The sequence below is a fragment of the Nonomuraea sp. NPDC004702 genome (assembly GCF_053601695.1).
Window position 1 is genome coordinate 325766 of record NZ_JBSGCE010000002.1, and the last position, 20886, is coordinate 346651.

The 20886-nt window shown below is 75.2% G+C and carries 15 protein-coding genes; 6 read left to right on the forward strand and 9 right to left on the reverse strand.

Features of this window, described 5'->3' with window-relative positions; all coding sequences use genetic code 11:
* Positions 1 to 132 precede the first annotated feature (132 nt).
* The 3 genes from ACWEJ6_RS04090 (at position 133) to ACWEJ6_RS04100 (ending at position 3228) form a co-directional block, all read left to right on the forward strand.
* Entirely contained in the window at positions 133 to 1134 is a 1002-nt protein-coding gene (locus ACWEJ6_RS04090; protein WP_358283057.1) for an SIS domain-containing protein, read from the forward strand.
* Positions 1135 to 1223: 89 nt separating this feature from the next.
* Positions 1224 to 2096 (forward strand): PfkB family carbohydrate kinase, encoded by an 873-nt coding sequence (locus tag ACWEJ6_RS04095; RefSeq protein ID WP_452421080.1) that lies wholly within the window; start codon positions 1224 to 1226, stop codon positions 2094 to 2096.
* 43 nt (positions 2097 to 2139) lie between these two features.
* On the forward strand, positions 2140 to 3228 hold the full coding sequence (locus tag ACWEJ6_RS04100) for a LacI family DNA-binding transcriptional regulator (RefSeq protein WP_452421082.1): 1089 nt from the start codon (positions 2140 to 2142) through the stop codon (positions 3226 to 3228).
* Positions 3229 to 3243: 15 nt separating this feature from the next.
* Here the strand turns inward: ACWEJ6_RS04100 and ACWEJ6_RS04105 are convergent, their stop codons facing one another.
* Both ACWEJ6_RS04105 and ACWEJ6_RS04110 read right to left on the reverse strand, forming a co-directional pair.
* The gene (locus ACWEJ6_RS04105) at positions 3244 to 3531 is read right to left on the reverse strand and encodes a DUF3040 domain-containing protein (protein WP_357970689.1); all 288 of its coding nucleotides are present in this window, start codon (positions 3529 to 3531) and stop codon (positions 3244 to 3246) included.
* 359 nt (positions 3532 to 3890) lie between these two features.
* Positions 3891 to 4493 (reverse strand): Dps family protein, encoded by a 603-nt coding sequence (locus ACWEJ6_RS04110; protein WP_358283061.1) that lies wholly within the window; start codon positions 4491 to 4493, stop codon positions 3891 to 3893.
* 190 nt (positions 4494 to 4683) lie between these two features.
* Here ACWEJ6_RS04110 and ACWEJ6_RS04115 point away from each other — a divergent pair, with 190 nt between their 5' ends.
* The gene (locus ACWEJ6_RS04115; protein WP_352349578.1) at positions 4684 to 4818 is read left to right on the forward strand and encodes a hypothetical protein; all 135 of its coding nucleotides are present in this window, start codon (positions 4684 to 4686) and stop codon (positions 4816 to 4818) included.
* 137 nt (positions 4819 to 4955) lie between these two features.
* Here ACWEJ6_RS04115 and ACWEJ6_RS04120 read toward each other — a convergent pair whose 3' ends face one another.
* A complete protein-coding gene (locus ACWEJ6_RS04120; RefSeq protein WP_452421085.1) occupies positions 4956 to 5396 on the reverse strand; it encodes a PPC domain-containing DNA-binding protein in 441 nt (146 codons plus the stop codon).
* 37 nt (positions 5397 to 5433) lie between these two features.
* Complete coding sequence (locus ACWEJ6_RS04125; RefSeq protein ID WP_452421087.1) at positions 5434 to 5973, reverse strand: hypothetical protein; 540 nt, start codon at positions 5971 to 5973, stop codon at positions 5434 to 5436.
* Between the two features lie 99 nt (positions 5974 to 6072).
* On the opposite strand from ACWEJ6_RS04125, the gene ACWEJ6_RS04130 reads away from it, so the two are divergent.
* Together ACWEJ6_RS04130 and ACWEJ6_RS04135 are read left to right on the forward strand one after the other, a co-directional pair.
* A complete protein-coding gene (locus tag ACWEJ6_RS04130) occupies positions 6073 to 9417 on the forward strand; it encodes a protein kinase domain-containing protein (RefSeq protein WP_452421089.1) in 3345 nt (1114 codons plus the stop codon).
* A 111-nt stretch (positions 9418 to 9528) separates the two neighbouring features.
* Entirely contained in the window at positions 9529 to 12639 is a 3111-nt protein-coding gene (locus ACWEJ6_RS04135; RefSeq protein ID WP_452421091.1) for an AfsR/SARP family transcriptional regulator, read from the forward strand.
* A gap of 21 nt (positions 12640 to 12660) precedes the next feature.
* Here ACWEJ6_RS04135 and ACWEJ6_RS04140 read toward each other — a convergent pair whose 3' ends face one another.
* The 5 genes from ACWEJ6_RS04140 to ACWEJ6_RS04160 all read right to left on the reverse strand — a co-directional run bounded on the left by ACWEJ6_RS04140 (position 12661) and on the right by ACWEJ6_RS04160 (position 20795).
* Positions 12661 to 13635, reverse strand: coding sequence for a hypothetical protein (locus ACWEJ6_RS04140; RefSeq protein ID WP_452421093.1), 975 nt, complete (start codon positions 13633 to 13635; stop codon positions 12661 to 12663).
* Positions 13635 to 15035 (reverse strand): phenylacetate--CoA ligase family protein, encoded by a 1401-nt coding sequence (locus ACWEJ6_RS04145; RefSeq protein WP_452421095.1) that lies wholly within the window; start codon positions 15033 to 15035, stop codon positions 13635 to 13637. The genes ACWEJ6_RS04140 and ACWEJ6_RS04145 overlap by 1 nt, the downstream gene beginning before the upstream one ends.
* 254 nt (positions 15036 to 15289) lie before the next feature.
* The gene (locus ACWEJ6_RS04150) at positions 15290 to 16669 is read right to left on the reverse strand and encodes an FAD-dependent monooxygenase (protein WP_452421097.1); all 1380 of its coding nucleotides are present in this window, start codon (positions 16667 to 16669) and stop codon (positions 15290 to 15292) included.
* Positions 16670 to 16723: 54 nt separating this feature from the next.
* On the reverse strand, positions 16724 to 19897 hold the full coding sequence (locus ACWEJ6_RS04155) for an nSTAND1 domain-containing NTPase (protein WP_452421099.1): 3174 nt from the start codon (positions 19895 to 19897) through the stop codon (positions 16724 to 16726).
* 115 nt (positions 19898 to 20012) lie between these two features.
* Positions 20013 to 20795 (reverse strand): SAM-dependent methyltransferase, encoded by a 783-nt coding sequence (locus tag ACWEJ6_RS04160; RefSeq protein WP_387668446.1) that lies wholly within the window; start codon positions 20793 to 20795, stop codon positions 20013 to 20015.
* Positions 20796 to 20886 lie beyond the last annotated feature (91 nt).

Genomic DNA, 20886 nt, shown 5'->3' on the forward strand with positions numbered 1-20886 from the left:
AGCAAGAAGCGGGTTCTCGCAGGTGGGGTGTTGACGCGCGGCCGGATCCTGTGTCAGCGTGACCTCCGCGTGATACCGGTATCAGGCCGCTGGACGCCGCCGGCCCGCAAGCTTTCCCGAAAGGACGCGAAGATGCTCGGATTCAACGAGCCGGAATTCCTGTCGCAGCTGGCCAGCACCGTGGCCCTGCGCCCCCAGATCGAGGAGCTCGTCGATCGGCTCGTGGACCAGGGGTTCGACACCCTCCTGCTCGTCGGCGCCGGCGGCACGTACGCCCAGATGTGGCCCTACGAGCACCTGGCCAGGCGCAGCTCGACGCTCGACGTGCGCGCCGCGATCGCGGCCGAGCTGGTCGTCTCGGGCGACGCCCGGCTCGGCGAGCGCACGGTCGCGATCTTCACCTCGGTCTCCGGCACCACCGAGGACAGCCTGCGCGCGATCGAGTACGTCAAGGACAAGGGCGCCTACACGGTCGGTTTCACCGGCTACCCCGACTCGCCGATCGCCAAGGCCGTGGACGCCGTGCTGGTGTCGGAGCCGAAGGCGTGGCCGTTCGACCAGCAGATGTTGCTGTTCATGGGCCGCCTGCTGTCCCGCCGCGGCGAGTTCGAGGGCTACGAGAAGCTGGCCGGCGAGCTGGCCGGGCTGCCCGGCGTGATGCTGGAGGTCGCCCGGCAGGCCGAGCCGGTGGCCGCCGCGTTCGCCGAGGCCCACAAGGACACCGACTACCACTTCCTCATTGGCGGCGGGAACCTGTGGGGATTCACCTACCTGTACTCGATGTGCATCCTTGAGGAGATGCAGTGGCTGCGCACCACCAGGGTGCACAGCGCCGAGTTCTTCCACGGCTCGCTGGAGCTGCTGGAGGAGGACACGAGCGTGCTGATCTTCCAGGGCGAGGACGAGACGCGCCCGCTCACCGACCGCGCCGAAGCCTTCGCCCGGCGCATCTCCAAGGACGTCACCGTCTTCGACACCCGCGACTACCCGCTCGACGGCATCAGCCCCGAGTTCCGCGGCCTGCTCGCGCCGCTCGTGCTCGACACGGTGCTGGGCCGGGTCAGCAAGCACCTGGAACGCGTCCGCGACCACTCGCTCGACCTGCGCCGCTACTACCGGGTCATGGACTACTAGGCCGCCGCCACCCCCGCTCCCGCTCCCGCCCGCCGGGACGGGAGCGGCCCCGGCCTGCCCATCCCGAACCCCCTCGGCACAGGAGAAACATGAGAGTCCTCGGCTTCGGCGACAACATCGTCGACCGGTTCGTCGATCGGGGCATCGACTATCCGGGCGGCAACAGCGTGAACGTCGCCGTCTACGCGGGCCGCCTCGGCGTCGAGGCCGCCTACCTCGGGGTCTTCGGCGACGACGACCTCGGCGGCTTCCTGCGCGAGGCCGTCGCCGCGCAGGGCGTCGCGGTCGACCGCTGCGTGGTGCGTCCCGGCGAGAGCGGCGTGTCGCGGCTGCGCGTGGACGACGGCGACCGGGTCTTCCTGGGCTGGAACGGCGGCGGCGTCACCGTGCGGGAGCCGCTGACGCTGACCGGCGACCTGCTCGCCTACGCCGGCTCGTTCGACCTGGTGCACTCCAGCGTCTACTCCGGCAGCGAGGACGAGCTGCCCGGGCTGGCCGGTCTGCCGCCCCTGGTCAGCTTCGACCTGTCCAGCGAGGACGACTACCGCGCCCCCGCCTACCTGGACCGCGTCTGCCCGCACGCCGACCTGGTGCTCCTGTCCTGCTCCCACCTGGACGCGGCGGGCACCCGCGACCTGCTGGCCCGCGCCGTGGCGAGCGGCGCCCGCCTGGCCCTCGGCACCAGGGGCGTGGACGGCGCGATGGCCTACGACGGCCACGACCTGGTCGCCGCCCCCGCCCGGCTGGTCGAGGACCCGGGCAAGATCGTCGACACCATGGGCTGCGGGGACGCGTTCCTGGCCGGGTTCGCCGTCTCCCTGCTGCGCGACGGCTGGCGCAAGGGTGCCGCGCCCGGCCGCGGGGCGGTCCTGCGGGCGCTGCTGGCCGGCGCGGAGACCGCCTACGACCAGTGCTTCGTCGAAGGCGCCTTCGGCTTCGGCAGGCCCGCCCCGCGCGGCTAGCATGGGCGTGCCCGCGACCCCCCAGAAACGAGGAACCCGTTCGATGGCAGCCGACCGGAGCCAGTCGGGCCGGCCGACGATCTCGGAGGTGGCCGCCGAGGCCGGCGTCGGCCGCGCCACCGCGGCCCGCACCCTCGGCGGCTACGGCTATGTCAGCCCGGAGCTGCGCGAACGGGTGCTGGCGGCGGCCGAGAAGCTCGGCTACCGCACCAACGCCCTGGCCCGCAGCATGTCCACCGGGGTCAGCCACACGCTCGGCGTGATCCTGGCCGACATCGGCAACCCGTTCTTCGCGGGCGTCATGCGCGGCATCTCCGACGCCTCGCGCGCCCGCGGGTTCGACACGATCGTGCTGAGCACGTACGAGCGGCTCGACGAGGAGGTGGCGGCCACCGACGTGCTCATCGACAAGCGGGTCGACGGCGTCATCATCGCCTCGGCGGCCGTGGGGCGCGACGAGGTCAAGCACATCAGGGCGGCCATGGGCCGGGGCATCCCGATCGTGCTGGTCGACCGCGCGGTCGCGCCGCTCGACCTCGACACGGTCGTCATCGACAACCGCGGCGCGGCCCGCGAGGCGGTCGAGGTGATGATCGCGGCCGGCCACCGGCGCATCGGGTTCGTGTGGGGGCCGTCCTCGGTCGACCCGCCCGTGACCAGGCGGGCGCTGCTGGAGAAGGCCCGCAACGTGTGGACCGACGGCGAGCGCCTGCGCGGCTACCTCGACGCGCTCGACGACGCCCGCATCCCCTTCGATCCCGAGCTGGTCATGACCGGCCCGAAGACCGAGGAGTGGGCCACCCAGGAGGTGGCCCGCATGCTGGCGCTGCCCGACCGCACCACCGCCCTGTTCTGCACCGAGACCGACGCCGTGACCGGGGCGCTGCGGGCCGTGCGCGCCGCCGGGCTGTCCTACCCGGCCGACATCTCGCTCATCGGCTTCGACGACAGCGCCTGGGCGGCCGTCATGGACCCGCCGCTGACGATGATCGAGCAGCCGGTCCACCAGCTCGGCGCGAAGGCCGCCGAGGTGCTGCTCGACGTGCTCGACGGGGCCGAGCCGCGGCACGGCGTGCACACGCTGCGCTCGCGCCTGGTCACCCGCGCCTCGGTCGCCCCGCCGCCGTCCTGAGCGGGCGGCCGGCGGTCATGGATGGGTGACCTGGGGCGAGGTGGTCACCACCTCGCGCGTGGGGCGCGGCGCGGGCGGGGTGCGCGGACGGCCCGCCGCCACGAACACGACCGCCGACAGCAGCGTCATCGCGACCACGATGACCAGGATGAACGCCATCTCCCTGCGGGTCACCGGGCAGCGGCGGCGGCGGGCCGGTTTGGCGTTGAGCGCGTCGATGCGGCAGGCGAAGTCGCGGTCCTGCCAGCGCAGATCCTGCTCGATCTCGGCCAGGATGCGGCGTTCGCGGTCCGACAGGCTCATGGCCGCCGCTCCCGTCCCGCGACGCCGTGGGCGGGGGCGGGCGGTGAGGTCAGCGGTTGGGTCATGTCGTTCTCCGTCGCTCCCGGTCAGAAGTAGCCCCCGTCAGGGCGGCCCGGTCGGGGTCGGCCCTGGTCAGAGGGCGTCCCGCTGGTGAGGCACGCCTTCGTGGCGGCGCGCTCTGGCGGGTCGCCGGCGGCCCCGAAGGCCCGCGATTCCTCCGTACCCGGCGGTGCGGGCTCGATGCGGCGCCTTACTGCGCCCGGTATGAACCGTTACGTCCGGTGTGCGATGTCCGCCTAAATCCAGACATTTCCTTCACCTGGCGTCGATTTCCGGCTTACCGGACATCGGGTGGCCGGTCAGCTGTCCGGCTTCTCCACCAGCGGGGTGTCCACCAGGTGCTCGATCAGGAACCAGGTCTGGAGCTCGTTCGTCCTGATGACGTCGGAGACCAGCAGGTCGTTGGTGCCGTCGTCGCCCATCTCCTGCGCCCGGGCGGCCGCGTCGTGGGCGGCCACGAGGATGGTCTCGTGCGCCTCGATCAGGCGCGAGAGCATGGCGGGCACCTCCTCGCAGCCGTTCGGCGGGCGCGGGATCACGGTGATCTCGGCCACGTGCCGAGGGTCGCCCACCGCGACGCCGCCGAGGGTCTGCACGCGCTCGGCCATCTCGTCCACCAGCGCGATCTGCTCCGAGGCGTGCTTGTCCAGCAGCAGGTGGAGCTGGTAGAAGGTCGGGCCGCGCATCAGCCAGTGGTGCTTCTTGTACAGGCTGTAGAGGATCTGGGTGTCGGCCAGGATCTGGTTGAGGCGCTGGCAGGAGTACTCGCGCGCGTCGCGGGAGAGGCCGAGCGGGAACATCCGCACGGTGCCGTACTCCTGGATCTCCACGCCGTTCACGTGCAGCCACGGCTGGCTGTCGGGCTTCGACCGGGTCGGCTTGGCGGAGCGTTTGGTGGGCACGTACATCTCCTCAGATAGTCGGAACAATCGCCCGGAAACCTCCCCTTCGGCGCGCCAAGCGCCCCCACGAGCCCGCACAAGAGCCGGTCAACATCCGGCGTCCGCGATCGTTTGCCCGCAGGTCAGAGGGGTAGCCGGAGCGATGGGCGCGGGGGAGCCCCGTGCCCGGTCCGCCGGGAGGGGGATGAGCATGCGACGCAAAGAGCCCGAGGACGAAGAGACGCCCGCGGCCGACCTCGAAGGCCCCGCAGGCGAGGAAGACTACGACGAGGAACGCGAGCGCTTCGAGCACATGAAGGAACTGAACCCGGACGACTTCGAGTGACCGCCGCCGCCCGGCGACCGGGCGGGAGCGGGCCGGGCCGGCGACCGGGCGGGAGCGGCGCAGGCCGAGGGGTCAGCGGCAGCGCAGGGTCAGCGGCAGCGCAGGGGGAGAGGCCGGCGGCGGCGCAGGCCGTGGGGTCAGCGCAGGTCGATGAGGGCCAGGCCGGTGGCGGGGTCGTGGCGGCGCCGCAGGTAGCTGGGGGACTGCGTGACGATCACCTCCAGCGTCGGCCACACCTCGCCGGCCAGCAGGTGACCGCCGCGGGTCGTGCCGTCGGGCAGGCCCACGACCGCATGGGCGTGCAGGGTGGGCCGCACGTCGTCGTCGGGCATGGCGAAGTCGCCGATCAGGGAGAGCACCTCGGTCTGGCGGTCGACCGGGATCGGGTCGTAGCGGAGCGCCTCCGGGTCGAAGAAGCCCAGCGTGACCTGCCGGAACCCGCCGATGCCGGTCAGCCGGGCGGCGCGGACGCCGTTGTCGGCGGCCCACGCCGTCAGGCTCTCGACCACCTCGTCACCTGGGTCGAGGACCACCGCGTACGTCTGCTCCTCCACGGTGGAGAGCCGCTTGCTGCGCATGACGATCTCCTGCCCGCACGGCGCGCGGGCAACCCGGTCACTTCCAGACGGCCTTGGCCAGGATGTTCCCCAGCCCGGGGGTCTTCCACTGGTCGACGACCAGCACCTTCTCCTTGCGCAGATACCAGATGCGCTGGGTGAAGGACACCGGGACCGGCTTGCTGGTCCTCGTCTGGCAGCCCAGTCTCCACTCGGTGAAGCGGGCCTGGTGCCCCGCCCCCACCTGCACGGTCGCGGCGCGGGACGGCCGGACGGGCGGCACGCCCTCCAGGTAGCGCCGGTCCGGGACGCACTCCACGACCCCGCTGCTGGGGTGGTACGGCTCACCCGGCCGGTACGTGCCGCCCTCGGAGGCGTAGGCGATGGCCCGCGGCCCGCCGAGGGAGAAGCCGGGGCACTCCGTCGCCCGCTTGGAGCAGGCCCCGGTGACCACGTCGAGCCCGCCGATCGCGTCCTTCTTCACCTTCCAGGAGACCGGTATCTGGATGGTGAACCCCTGGAACGACACGGGTTTGGTGGCCTGCGCGGGCGTTCCGGTCAGAACGAGCGCCGCGCTGAGCGTCAAGGTCATGAGCACGGCGGCGATCCTAGATCCTGACGCCGCTGGAATGTCAAGCACCGATAAATCCGGCAAAATGACCACAACTTTGCCGGCGATCATCGCATCCAACCAGCCGTGAACGCGTTGACCGCCGACGACCCGCAACGCCTGGGCGGCTACTGGCTCGCCGGACGGCTGGGCGCCGGCGGTCAGGGCGTCGTCTACGAGGCCTACGCCGAGGACGGCGCCCGGGTGGCGATCAAGGTGCTGCACGGCGACGAGGCCGGACGGCTGGCCAGGGAGGCCGAGGCGGCGCGGCGGGTCGCCTCGTTCTGCACCGCCCGCGTGCTCGCCGCCGAACTGGACGGTCCGCGCCCCCACATCGTCAGCGAGTACGTCGCCGGGCCGAGCCTGCGCCAGGCGGTCGCCGCCGGACGCCGCTTCCTCGGCGGCGACCTGCACCGCCTGGCCACGGCGGTGGCGACGGCGCTCACCGCCATCCACGAGGCCGGCGTGGTGCACCGCGACCTCAAACCGGACAACGTGCTGCTCGGCCCGGACGGCCCGCGGGTCATCGACTTCGGCATCGCGCGCACCGCCGAGATGTCGCTGACCGCGACCGGCCTGGTGACCGGCACGCCGACGTACATGGCGCCCGAGGTGTTCGGCGGCCAGCGGGCCGGCGCGCCCGCGGACGTGTTCGCCTGGGGCTGCGTCGTGCTGTACGCGGCCACCGGCGCCGACCCGTTCGAGGCCGAGAGCCTGGGCGGGGTGATGCACCGGGTGTTGTCGGCCACGCCTGACCTGGCCGCGCTGCCCGACTCGCTGCGCCCGCTGGTGTCGGCGGCGCTGAGCAAGGAGCCCGGCCGGCGTCCCGAGGCCCGCCAGCTGCTGCTCGCGCTGGTCAGCGGGGACGGCGGGCTCGACACCGCGCGGCTGCTCGAACGCGGCCGACAGGCCGCCCACGTCGCCGGGACGGTCGCCGACCCGGCGCTCGGCACGCTGGCCGAGGACTCCTACACCCTGCTGTCCCCCGCGGAGCGGGAGCTGGCGCCCGAGGTGTTCCTGCGCCTGTTCACCGTGGACGGCATGGGCGAGCTGGCCACCCGGAAGGCCGCCCTGGACGAGCTGGTGGCCGGACGATCGGCGGCCGAGATCCCGGCGGTCACCAGGATCCTGGAGGTGTTCGCGTACCTGCTGGGCCGCGACGGCCACGAGGTCTGGCTGGCCCGTCCGGCCCTGCCGCACGCCTGGCCGCGGCTGCGCCGCTGGATCGAGGCCAACAGGGAGGGGCTGGCCGTCCACGGCCCGATCCTGGCCGCGGTCCGGCGCTGGGACGACGGCGGCCGCAGGGACGGCGGCCTGTTCCACGGCACGATGCTGGAGGAGGCCCTGAGCTGGGCGGCGACCGCCCGCCGCGACATCAGGCTGTCCCAGGCCGAGCGCGACTTCCTGGAGTCGTCGGCGCGGCTGGCCAAACGCCGGGCCCGCCGCGCCCGGCTGCTGACGTTGAGCCTGGCGGGGCTGCTGGTCGTCGCGCTGGTCGCGGGCGGCGTGGCCGTCCAGCAGAGCAGGCTCGCCGCCGCCCGCGCCGACGAGCTCCAGGACCGGCTGACGACGTCGGAGTCCACGCGCCTGGCCGCGCGCGCCGAGGCGACCAGGCGCAGCGATCCGGTGCTCGCCGGGCTGCTCGCCGTGGCCGCCTGGCGGCTGCGGCCCACGCCGCAGGCCAGGGCGGCGCTGACCGCCGCGCTCGCGCAGCGCGAGCGCGGCATGTTCCGCGATCCGGCCGCCGCCCGCAGCACCCTGCGGGCGCTGGGCGCCGACGGCCGCACGCTGCTCAGCGTCGGCCAGGACCAGGCGCGGCTCTGGGACGTGCGCACGGGCCGGCGCGTCACGCTGATCTCCGGCCTGGGCCTCGGCCGTGAGCGGGTGTCCGACATCGGGCTGTCCCCCTCGGGCCGCACGCTGGTCGCCGCCACCGGGCGCCGCGCCCGCGCCTGGGACGCCGGCACCGGCCGCCCGGTCGGCGACTGGCCGGTCCACCGGCTCAGGGACCTGGTCGAGGGCTGGCAGGACGCCGTCCGCCGGCACGAGGGCCGCAAGGTGATCGTCAAGCCGGACGACAGCGAGCAGTGGGACGTCACCGACCCCGCCGCCCGGCGCGGCACGCTGAGCCCCGACGGCCGGTGGCTGGCCACATCCGGCGACGGGACCCTGACCCTGAGACAGACGGAGGAAGGCTGGACCGAGGAGGTCGGCGAGGGCAGGGAAGGCGCCTGGAACAAGGGCGATCCCGTCTTCGACCACACGGGCCGGCTGCTGGCCACCGTCACCGACGCCACCGTCCAGTTCTGGCGGCTGCCCGACAGCCACCTGCTGAGCGCCGTCCCGGTGCGCGGGGACGTGGACGCCGGAACCCGCCCGGCCGCCGCCTTCGACGGCACGACCTTCCGCTACCTCGTCGGCGACCAGGTGTTCGCCGTGGACGTCGCCGACCTGGTGAACGAGCCGGTCGAGGGCCCGTCGTACGAACGGGCCGACCTCGCCGAGGACGGGCTGCACCTCGTCGTGGACGGCGCGCTCCGCCAGGTCGGGGGCGCGACGTCCGGCCGCCTGCCCACCGCGCACGCGCTCGCCTTCAGCCGCGACGGCCGGAGCCTCGCGCTGCTGTCCGGCCACGACGTCAGCGTCCTGGACGCCGCGACCAGGCAGCCCGCGGGCGGGTTCACCGCCGGTGCCGGGCGGTCGCAGCCCGAGCTCGTCCGCTTCAGCCCGGACGGCGCCCGGCTCGCGCTCGTGCTCGACGGTCCGGGAACCGGCGAGGACGCGGTCGAGCTGTGGGACTGGCGGTCGCGCCGCCGTCTGTGGAGCACGCCCCTGAGCCAGGTCGTGGACCTGGCGTTCGCGCCCGACGGCGGACGGCTGGCGGTGACCGGCCTGGACGTGCGCGTGTTGCGGGCGGCCGACGGCCGGGTCGCGGGCCCGCCGTTCAGCGTCTTCGGCAAGGACGTCCTGGGCTCCTGGGTGCGTTTCACCCACGCGGGGGACGGGCTGGTCGTGTTCGACTCGCGCGGCCGGCTGAGCACGTGGGACGCGGGCGGCCGGCGGCTGACCGAGGGGACCGAGGGCTTCTCCTTCCTCGGCACGCCGGCGTACTCGCCGGTCGAGGACCTCGTCGCGGTCAACGCGGGGCAGGGCCGCGTCCGCCTGATCGACCCCAGGACGGGCGGCGACCTCGGCCTGTCCGCCGACCCGGGCGGCGGACTCGACCGCGACGAGGGCGAGCTGCTGTCGATCGCCTTCGCCCCCGACGGCTCGCACGTCCTGACGGTGGACGCCGGCGGGACCGTCGGGCGCGTCCCGGCCGCCGCCGAGCTGGTGGCGAAGACGGTCTGCGCGCGCGCCGGGCGGGCGCTGACCGAGCGGGAATGGCGGACGTACGTGCCCACGCTGCCCTACCGGCCCGTCTGCGGCTGACCGCGCCGGATCAGGTCAGGGTCCCTCACCCGGGATTGTCAAAACGCCGTCGCGGGGGATGTACTGCCGTCCGGAAAGCCGATCTTTCGGTCCGGCCACGAGGGAGGCACGGTGGACTTCGCGATCCTCGGCACGATCCGGGTCAACGGCCCCGGCGGGCGGGTGCACCTGAGCCGCAAGCAGCGGGCCGTGCTCGGCGTCCTGCTGCTCCACCCGAACGCGACCGTCTCCAGGGAGCGCCTGATCTCCGCCGTCTGGGACGATCCGCCGCGCTCGGCCCTGGCCAACATCCAGACCTACGTCCACCAGCTCCGGCGGTCCCTGGCGGGCGGCGGCCTGCTGGTGCGCACCGAGGGCTCGGGCTACGTCTGCGAGGTCCCGCCGGGCAGCCTGGACCTGCTGGTGTTCGAGGACACGCTGAGGCTGGCCCGGCGGGAGCGGGCGGCGGGCGACCTGGCCGCGGCCGAGCGCGCCTACGCCGAGGCCGTCGCCCTGTGGCGCGGCGCGCCCGCCGAGGACGTGCCGCTCACCGGCGCGATGGCCCCCCGGCTCCTCGAACTGGAGGAACGCCTCGCGGTCGCCAGGTCGGAGTGGATCGACGCCCGGCTCGCCCTCCGGCAGGACGACCTCGTCGCCGAGCTGCGCGCCCTCATCGCCGCCCACCCGCTGCGCGAGCGGCTGTGGGAGCAGCTCGTGATCGCCCTGCACCGCGGCGGGCGGCGGGACGAGGCGCTGGAGGCCTTCCGCGAGGCCCGCGAGCTGCTGGTCGCCGAGCTGGGCCTGGAACCCGGCCCCGAGCTGCGCCGCCTGCACGCCGCGCTGCTGGCCGGCGATCCCGACCTCGACCGGCCGCCGGGGACGACCGCGGCGGCCGATCCGCGCTTCCCGGCGGCCGGGCCGGCCGACCAGTGGCCCGGGGCGGCCGTCCCGCTACAGGCGTTGTGCCAGCTTCCCGCCGACACCGCCGACTTCGTCGGCCGGGAGCCGGAGATCGCCGAGCTGCTGCCGCTGTTACGGGCGCGGCCGGACCGGCTCAGCCCGCCGATCGCGATCCTGTCGGGCCTGCCCGGCATCGGCAAGACCACGCTCGCCGTGCACCTGGCCCACCTGCTGCGCGCCGACTACCCGGGCGGCCAGCTCTTCGTCCGGCTCGGCCAGGACGCCCGCGGCCCGCGCGACCCCGGCGAGCTGCTCGACGTGCTGCTGCGCTCCCTCGGCCTGGACGGCGCCATGATCCCCGCCTCGGCCGAGGAGCGCGCCGGGCTGCTCCGCCAGCGGCTGGCCGACCAGGCGGTGCTGGTCGTCCTCGACGACGCCGTGGACGAGGCGCAGCTCCGCCACCTGCTGCCGGGCACGCCGCGCGGCGCGGTCCTGGTGACCTCCCGCTCGCCGCTGCCCGCGCTGGAGGGCGCCGTCCGGATCCGGCTCGACCTGCCCGGCGAGCGGGACGCCCGGCTGCTGCTCGAACGCGTGGCCGGCCGCGACCGGATCGGCGCCGCGCCGGACGCCGCCGAGGAGATCCTGCGTTCCTGCGGCCGGCTGCCGCTGGCGCTCAGGGTCGCCGGCGCCCGCCTGGCCATCCGCCCGGTCTGGCCGGTACGCGAGCTGGCCACCCGCCTGGCCGGCCACGACCTGGACGAGCTGGTCGTCGGCGGCCTCGACGTCCGGGCGACGTTCGAGCCCGGCTACGCGGCGCTGCCGGAGTGGGCCAGGCACGCCTTCCGCCTGCTCGGGCTGGCCGGGCTGGACAGCGTCGCCGAGTGGACCACCGCCGCCCTGCTCGGCCTGCCCGCGCGGGAGGCCGACGCCGTCCTGGAGACGCTGGTCGCGCGCGGCATGCTCACCTCCACCGAGATCGACGCCGCCGGTCAGCCCCGCTACCGGCTGCACGACCTGCTGCGCGTCTACGCCAGGGAACGCGCCGAGGCGGAGGAGCCCGCCGGGCAGCGGCATGCCGCGCTGACCCGGCTCGCGCTGGAAAGCCTCCGCAGGACCAGGGCCGCCGCCCGCGGCCTGCCCATTCCACTGTCCCCGCCCTACGAACGCGGAGAACCCGGCCCCGGCACGCCCGCCGACCCGACTTCCAGCACGCCCGCCGACCCGACTTCCGGCCCGACTTCCGGCCCGACCGCCGACACGCCCGCCGGCACGGTGTGGTTGTCGGCCGAGCGGCGCACGCTGGTGCTCGCCGTCACCACCGCCGCCGAGCTGGGGCAGGTCGCCACCGCCGCGGAGCTGGCCCACCACCTGACCGGCTACCTGACGATGGAACGTTTCCTGGCCGACGCCGAGCGCGTCCAGCACGCGGTGATCGCGGCGGCCACCGCGGCGGGCGACGAGCGCACGGCCCTGCGGTCCAGGCTGCTGCTGGTCAACATGGACATCGAGCGGGGCCGCTACCCGGCCGCCGACGCGGCGTGCGGGGAGCTGCTGGCCGCCTTCGTGCGGGTCGGCGACCCGCACGGGGCCGCGTACGCGCTGATCAGCCGGGCCGCCGACCGCCACGGCTCGGGCCGGCTGGACGAGGCGCTGGCCGACGCGTACGCGGCGATCGAGCTGCTGGCCGCGCACGACGACGCCGCCGGCCTGGCCTACGCCTGGACGTGGCCGATCTGGATCCACATCGAACGCGGCGAGCACGAGCAGGCCGTCAAGATCGCGCGTGCCCGGCTGGCGGAGACCGGCGAGGAGGACCACGGCACCCGCGGCAACCTGCTGCGCGCCCTCGGCACCGCCTGCTACCAGGCGGGCGAGACGGCCGAGGCGGTCGCGTGCTACCGCGAGAGCCTGCTGACCGCCCAGGCCGTCGGCGACCGGGTCGAGATGAGCAAGGTGCTGCGCAGGCTCGGCGAGGCGCTGGGCGCGCTCGGCCGGTTCGAGGAGGCGGCCGAGACGCTGGCGGCGAGCCTGCGGCTGTTCGTGGAGTGCGGCGACGTCCTGGGCGAGGCGCTGAGCGGGCACGCACTCGGCGTCGTCCGGCTGCGCCAGGGCGACCCGCGCGAGGCGCTGCGGCACCTGGCCGCCGCGCTGGACCGGCTCGGCCGCGACGGCCCGCAGGTGTGGCGGGCCCGCACGCTCACGGAGATGGGCCGGGCCCACGCCCGCCTCGGACGGCACGAGGAGGCGGCCACGGCCTGGCGGCACGCCCTGCCCCTGTTCGGCGACACCCCGGAGGGCCGCCAGGTCGCCGCCTACCTGAAGGACCACCCCCGCGACAAGTAGTGACGGGGCGCCGCTTCCGGCTCAGTCCTGGAGCCACCGCACGACCGGGGTGCCGGTCGCGCCTGCCAGCCGGGCCTCGCGGCGGGCCTGGCCCGGGGTGGCGCCCGCGCCGACGAGCGCGCCGCCGTCGTCCAGCGCGGCCCACACCCCCTCCTGCGCGCCGGCCGGGACGTCCAGCGCCCGGTTCACCGCGGGCCGGACCGGCGCGGGCGTGCGCCGGGCCGACCACCGCCGCCAGTACAGCCACTGGACGAGGATCAGCGGGCCGAGCGCGGTCAGCAGCGGGATCGGCCGCCCGCCGCCCAGCACGACGGCGATGGAGACCGCCAGCAGCACCGCCTCCAGCCCCGCCGCCCACCAGGCGGCCGCCTTCCCGTACGCCCGGACCGCCACCGCCGGCCAGAGCGACAACATCAGGCAGTCCCCGAGGCCGATCAGTGACGGGTTCTCGCCGTAGGAGGTGGCCAGCACGGGAGCGAACGGCAGCCCCTGCATGCGCTGCACGAAGTCGAGGGTCAGCGAGGACAGCCCGGTGGCCAGCGTGTCGTAGCCGGTGAGCGCCACCGCCAGCGCGGCCACCTGGCCGGGCGTGACCGCCGCCTGCACCCACAGGTTCACCGCCCCGACGACGAGCAGCATCAGCAGGACGTCGTTTACCACCAGCACCCCCGCCGGCCATCCGGCGAGGTGGACGGCGATGTCGGCGGCGCACAGCAGCAGCACCGCCGCCGTCGCCCACCGGCCGCCCAGCACGGGCGCGAGCGTGAGCTGCCCCAGCGTCAGCACCACCAGCCCGAAGACCGACACCACGACGCCGGTCGGCAGGTGCAGGTACGCGAACGGCATCACCACCAGCGCGGCGACCATGACCGCGATGTCGGACCCCACCATCCGGCCGACCGGCGGCCTGGCCATGACGTAGCGGCCCAGGTAGGCAGCGGTCAGCGCGACGGTCAGGGCGACGAGCGCGTACAGCGCCGGCACGTACGGGGTCATCACAGTCCTCGCTCGAAGCTGAGCTCCAGCAGGTCGGCGCGGAGCCGGCAGGGGGTGGGCAGGTCGTCGGCGGTCTCCACCAGGACGATGCCGTCCAGGGGCAGCCCGTGCGCCCGCTCCTCCAGGCGGCCGAGCAGGCCCGCGTCGGACTTGCCGGCCACGACGTACAGCAGGGAGCCCTCCAGCGACCAGCGGGTGGGCAGCGGCAGCGCGTGCTCTGCCTGCAGCACGTCCAGGACGTCGCGCGTGGTGAGCCCGCCGGGCGACACCCGCCCGAGCACGCGCGAGGTCGCGGGCAGCGCGGCCAGCGCGCACGACGGCTGCTCGTCCGCGCGCAGGACCCTGACCAGGTCGCCGGTGACGTACCGGAGCAGCAGGGTGGTGTCGCGGTAGGTGGAGTACGGGGTGACCACGATGGTGCCGACGGCCCCCGGCTCGGCGGGCCGCAGGGTGACGGGGTCGAGGATCTCGACCAGCCCCTGGTCGGCCGGCAGGTGCAGGTGGCCGTCGGCGCAGACCCGGCCGCCCACGGGCGCGATCTCGGTCATGGAGTAGCCGTCGCGGACCTGCGCGCCGAACGTGTGCTCCGCGCGCACGCGCAGCGCGTCGGTCAGCACCTCGCCGCCGGACCAGATCGTGCTCAGGCCGAAGTCGCCGGCCTGCCAGCCGCCCCGCTCGGCCTCCTGGACCAGGGCCGCCAGGTAGGAGGCGGTCACGTTGAGCTGGGTGATCTGCGGGTGTTTGCCCGGCACGTGCATCGGGGTGGCCAGCCGGTCGAGCGCGACGGCCGGATCGACGGCGCCCAGGTGCACGAACGCGGCCCCGGTCCGCGTGACGGCCCGCTCGGTGAGGATCTGGGCGATGGACCGCGAGCTGATCGCGTTGGCCCACAGGTCGGCGGAGCGCAGGTTGCCGGCGAGCATGAGCGCCAGCGCCGACATCGAGGACATCAGCTCGATCTCGTACGCCGAGAACCACACCATGGTCGGCGTCCCGGTCGTCCCCGTCGTGTGCGCGAGCACGACCGGGCGGGCGCGGTCGGAGACGAACGCGGCGGGCATGCCGCGCAGGTCGGCCTTGGACGTGGGCGGGATCGTGGAGAGCGTCGCGGGCGTGATCGAGCCGGGGTCCACGCCGTTCGTCTCGAACCAGCGCCGGTAGTAGGGGCTCTCGGCGGCCGCGTGGCGGATCGTGCGCCGCAGCCGCCGCCGGGTCAGGTCCTCCTGGAGCTCGGGGTCGCTGCCCGCGAGCATGTCGTCGGCGCCCTCGCCCGGGGACCCGAACGTCTCCAGGGTCACGCGCATGTCGTCGGCCAGCGCGTTTACGTCCCGCAGGCGGAACCTGCGGCCCGACATCATCGACCAGGCATAACCGAGCTGGCGTACCGCGGTGCCGAACACGCCTCGTCCTTCCGCTCGTGTGGGGGGTGGCCCCCCGGGAGACGCGGTCCCCCGGGGGTGCACGCGAGGGTGATCAGCCGTTCAGCACGAAGATGGCGGTGGACAGGGCGCTGACGGCGTACTTGGCGTAACGGCGAGCGGTCTTGACCATGAGGATCTCCCTGGTTGCTCGGGGCGCACGGGTGGCGCCCGCTGAGATCCAAGGATGTGCGGGGGCGCAAGAGAGCCACTACAGGTCCACTACAAAGGGGGCCTCACACCAGGGTCAGGTAGTGGGCCAGCTCGGCGGCGGAGTCCGTGGCGATCCCGACGTGGCCGTCCGGGCGCACGAGCGTGTGCCGCGCCCCGCCGTACGGCTCGGCCGGCGCGTACGCCACCACCTGCGGGCCGCCCGGCACGCGGGGCGCTGGGTCCGGCGACAGCAGCGTGAAGTGCGGGCCGCGCAGCAGGTCGAACAGGCGCGCCCGGGAGCCGTCGGCCAGCCGCAGCGGCCCGTCGGGCATCCGCTCGCCGCCCGCGCGGGCCAGCGAGCCGCCCCGGTAGCCGACCCGGAGCTGGTAGGTCTCCTCGTCCCGCTTGTACGACTTCCGGTCGTGCAGGTCCGTGCTGAGGCCGAGCACGCGGGCGGCGATCGGGCGGCGCTCCTCCTCGTAGGTGTCCAGCAGCAACGCCGGCCCGCCGGTCAGCGCGCGGGCCAGCTTCCAGCCCAGGTTGTAGGCGTCCTGGACGCCGGTGTTGAGCCCCTGGCCGCCCGCCGGGGAGTGCACGTGGGCGGCGTCCCCGGCCAGCAGCACGCGTCCGGCGCGGTAGGCGTCGGCCAGCCGGATGTTGACCCGGTAGAGCGAGGACCACAGCAACTCGGTGACGCGGGCCGCGCGCAGCATCGAGCGTTCGGCGAAGAGCCGCTGGAAGCCGGCCAGGGTCAGGTCCGGCGTCGCGCCCGGCCTGAGCGGTGCCATGAACTGGAAGGCGTCGGTGCCGGCCATGGGATGGAGGGCGACCATCCCCCTGCCCGGCCGCACCCAGGCGTGGATGTGCTCGCGGTCCAGCCCCTCGACGCGCACGTCCCCGAGGACCATGCGCTCCTCCTCGCGGGTCTGGCCGGTGAACCCGATGCCGAGCGCCTTGCGCACCGTGCTCCTGCCGCCGTCGGCGGCGACCAGGTAGCGGGCCCGCAGCGTCGTCCCGGTGCCGAGCCGGGCCGTCACGCCGTCCGCGTCCTGCTCGAAGCCGGTCAGCTCGGCGCCGTGCTCGACCGCGCCGCCCAGCTCGGCCAGCCGTTCCCGCAGCAGCGCCTCGGTGCGCCACTGCGGGTGCATGCGCACCGTCGGGTACGGCACCTGCTCGCTCGCCGCCGCCGGCCGGTGCATGCGGCCCTGGTAGACCGGCAGCCGCCCGATCCTGACCCGGATCGGCGGGTAGGGCGTCGTCCCGGCCAGGACCCGGTCGACGATCCCGAGGTCGTCGAAGATCTCCAGCGTGCGCGGCTGGAGGCCCTTGCCCTTCGAGCCCGCCGAGGGCGCCGATGCCCGCTCGACGACGCGGTGGGCGATCCCGCGCCGGGCCAGCTCCACGGCGAGGGTGAGGCCGGTGGGCCCGGCGCCGACGATGAGCACGTCCGTCTTGTCCGTCATGGGGGGACCGTGCCAGGTACCGCTGCCAGATCTCTGTCAGCGCCCTGCCGGGGGTCACGAGCAGGGCGGACGGTAGGGCAGGTCGTCGAAGTAGCGCCGCCACTCGGCCCGGGTGAGCGGCATCCCGGCGGCCTCGCAGACGCGCGCGGCCACCGACTCCGGCCGCAGGTCCCACAACCGCAGATCGTGCCCGGCGGCCGAGACGAGGGTGTGGTCGTCGGCGTACAGGACGGTCCCGAGGTCGGGGTGGGACAGTTCGGCGATCGGCCGGCGGGAGCGCAGGTCCCACAGGCGGGTGGTGCGGGAGGCGTCCGTGGTGGCCAGGGCGGCGCCGTCGGGGCTGAACCCGGCGACCAGGACGGTCCCGCCGTGCCCGCGCAGGACCGCCGGACGGGGGGCGCGGCCCGGATCGGCGACCCTCCAGACGCGGGCGGTCCGGTCGTGGCCGGTGCTGACCAGCACGTCGCCCTTCGGGCCGAAGCGCACGCCGGCCACGGCGTCGGCGTGCTCCTCGTGGTGGGCGACCTGGTCGAGGGCGCGGCGGCGCACGTCCCACAGCCGTACGCCGCGGTCGGCGCCGCCGCTGGCCAGCAGGCCGCCGCCGGGGCTGAAGTCGAGCGCGCCGACGTCGCCGAAGCCGTCGCGGGCGGCCAGGCGGCGCGGCGGGCCGGTGACGTCCCAGAGCAGCAGCCGGCCGCCGTGGTCGCCGGTGGCCAGGACGCGTCCGTCGGGGCTGAGCGCGGCGACCGCGAGGCCGCGCACCGGCAGCCGGACGTGCCGGGCCGGGCGGTAGGGGTCGCGGATGTCCCACACGGTCACGGCCACGCCGCGCTCGACGGTGGCCAGGCGGCGGCCGTCGCCGCTCAGCACCGGAGCGGCGGCTGATGGAACGTTCCAGCGTGACAGCAGCACGCGGTGGCGGGGATCGCGGACGTCCCACAGCGCGCCGCCGCGCGCGCCGGTCGTGGCCATGAGCGTCCGGTCCCGGCTCAGGACCAGCCCGGTCACCGGGTCGGGCACGCGCACCGGATGGCGCCACTGGTAGAAGGCGCCGGCCGCCGACCCGGTGGCCAGCGCCTGGCCGTCGGCGGTGAAGGCGAGGCCGAGCACGCGGTCGGGGTGCGGGAACGAGGTGACCTCCGCGCGGGTCGCGACGCTCCACAGCCGCACCGCGCGGTCGTCGCCGGCGGCGGCCAGGACGGTGCCGTCCGGGCTGAAGGCCAGGGCGCCGGCGGGGTCGCCGTACCGGACGGGCCGGTCGCAGCGGCGGGCGCGCAGGAGGCAGAGCCAGGTGCCGCGGGCGGGCGCCGACCAGGCCAGCGCGCCGCCGTCGGGGCTGATCGCGAGCGCGGCGGGGCCGTCCTGGAGGCCGGTCGCGATCGTGTCCGCGGGGGAGGCGGGCCGCGCCGGGTCCCACAGGCGCACGCTGCCGTCGTCGTGGCCGGTCACCACCGTGTCGTCGCCGACGGCGAAGCGGGTGACCGGGGCGGAGGCGCGCACCGGGGGCAGGGCGACCGGACGGCCGGCGAGCCGCCAGCGCCGGACGCCGTGCGCGGCGGCGGCCAGCACCGTGCGGCCGTCCGGCGTGAACGCCGCCGTCGCCGCGCCGGGCAGGGCGGCGACGTGCCGGGGGCGGGCGGGGTCCACGACGTTCCACACCTCGACGCCTTGCCCGGTGGCCGCCAGCAGGACGCGGTCCCCGCCGGACGGCCGGAAGGCGAGCGCGCCGACCGGCCCGGCGGCCCGCGGCAGGGTGGCCAGCGGGGTGCGGCGGCGCGAGTCGGTGGCGTCCCACAGCTCGACCACGCCGTTGTCGGCGCCGGTCGCGAGCAGGGCGTGGTCCTGGCTGTAGGCGATCGCCCGCAGCCGGTCGCCGGCCGAGCGCAGGCGGGTGGCGTACGGCTCGGCGGTGTCGAGCAGCGTGCCGCGGGTGCCCGGGGTGTCGGCCAGGCCCTGGGCGGCCACCGCCACCTGCATCGCCAGCGCCGGGTCCGTGGCCCGCAGCGCCCGCGCCTGGACGGCGGCCCGCTCGGCGAGCGCGGTGACGCGGGCGGCGCTCGCCCGGCCGCTCTTCTGCCACGCCAGCCCCGCGCCCGCCCCGGCGACCACCACCAGCACCACCAGCGCCACGACCAGCCCCCGCACCCTCCGCCCGACCGGGCACCCCTTGCCGCCCCCACCGGAGCCTGAGGAGAGTGCCGCGGGCCCCCCGACAGAGGAGGAAGCCGCCGCCTCCGGCCCAGGAGAGGGCCCAACAGGCCCCCCGAGAGGAGGGGACTCCTGCCGGTCAGGGGAGGGGGGAGAGGGTTTCTTCCGGCCGAGGGAGAGCAGAGCGGTTTTCTCCCGGTCGGGGGAGGGGAGAGCGGGTTTCTCCCGGTCAGGGGAGAAGGGAGCGGGTTTCTCCCGGTCGGGGGAGGGGGAAGCGGGCGCGGGGCCGGGGGGGAGGGGTGGCGCGGTGGCTTGCCGGTAGGCGGCGTGGGTGAGTGTGTCGCCGTCGCGGCGATGCCAGGTGGCGCGCATCGCGTGGGACAGGCGCGGCAGCGCGTCGGCCGCCGCCGGGGCGTCGTCGCGGACGCCCAGGTCGTGCAGGATCGTCTCGGTCAGCCCCGGCTCCAGGGACAGCCCGGCGACCCGGGCCGGTTCGGTGATCGCGCGGCGCAGCTCGTCGCCGGTCATCGGGCCGAGCGGCAGCGATCGCGTCCGCAGCGCCTCGACCAGCGGCGGAAACCCCAGGCACCGCTCGTAGCAGCCGGCCCGCATCCCGATCACCACCGGCAGCCCGCCCGCCGCGAGTGCGCACAGCTCCTCGACGTACGCCTTGCCCCCGGACCCCGCCCGAGCCGTGAACAGCTCCTCGAACCGGTCGACCACCAGCAGCGCGCACTCCTCCACCGGCCGCCCCCCGCCCCGGACCGGCGAGCCGGGCGTACGCCACAACACCCCGGCGCGACCCCGCTCCGTCGCCCCCGCCGGCGAACCCGCCAGGACGGCCGGCACCAGCCCGGCGGCCAGCACCGACGTCTTGCCCGACCCCGCCGCCCCGGCCAGCACCACGGGATGGGCGGCGCGCGGCTCCCCCAGCAGCCCCACCAGCTCGGACACGACCCGCTCGCGCCCGAAGAACCACCTGGCGTCCCCGGTCGTGAACGGCCCCGGCGGCCAGGGGCACGGATCCCGCGCGCACCGGTCCCGCTCGCTCCCCAGCCCCGCGCCGAGCCCGTCGTCCATCCCGCTCCCGTCACTCAGTGAAGTTGATCGGGGACTCAGGGTACGCGGGCCCGCCAGGCGGCGTACGCCGGTCGGCAAGGCGGCATCGCCCGGACCGGCGCGAAGCCGGGGACGGTCAGCGCTTGCGGCCGACGCCCGCGCAGTAGACGGCCTCGCGGTCGGCGTACAGCGTCTCGGGGACGGGACGCCAGCGCGGCAGCGGCACCACGCCCGGCGCCAGCAGCTCCAGCCCGTCGAAGAAGCTCGTGACCTCCTCAAGGCTGCGCAGCGTCATGGGCGCCCCGCCGCTCTCGTTCCAGTGCCGCACGCCCTCTTCGAGCCGCCTGCCGACCACGCCGTGCGAGATGGCCAGGTGGCTGCCCGGCGCCATCGGCTCCAGCAGCTCGGCGATGATCGAGCGGGCCTGGCCGGTGTCGGGGAGGAAGTCCACGACGCCGAGCAGGGTCAGCCCGATCGGCCGGTCGAAGTCGAGGTGCTCTGCGGCGGCGGCCAGGATCTTGCCGGGCTCGCGCAGGTCGGCGTCGACGAAGGCGGTCGTCCCCGCGGGCGCGGCCCGCAGCAGCGCCCGCGCGTGGGCCAGGACCATGGGGTCGTTGTCGACGTACACGACGTGACTGTCCGGGGCCACTGACTGGGCGACCTGGTGGGTGTTGTCCGCGGTGGGGATGCCGGTGCCGATGTCCAGGAACTGCCGGATGCCCGCCTCCCCGGCCATGTACCGCACCGCGCGGCCGAGGAACTCCCTGTTCGTACGGGCCAGCACCGGCAGGTCGGGCACGGCGGCGAGGATCTGCTCGCTCACCATCCGGTCGATCTCGTAGTTGTCCTTGCCGCCCAGCCACAGGTCGTAGATACGGGCGGGGCTCGGAACATCGGTGTTCAGCGAACGTTCGCTCATCGCGACGCCTTCCGGACGAAAGGGGCTACGGGGGAGATCGTAGCCCCAAGATCCCTCCAGCGGGCCACGTCCGGGCGGCCGGCCCTAGGCT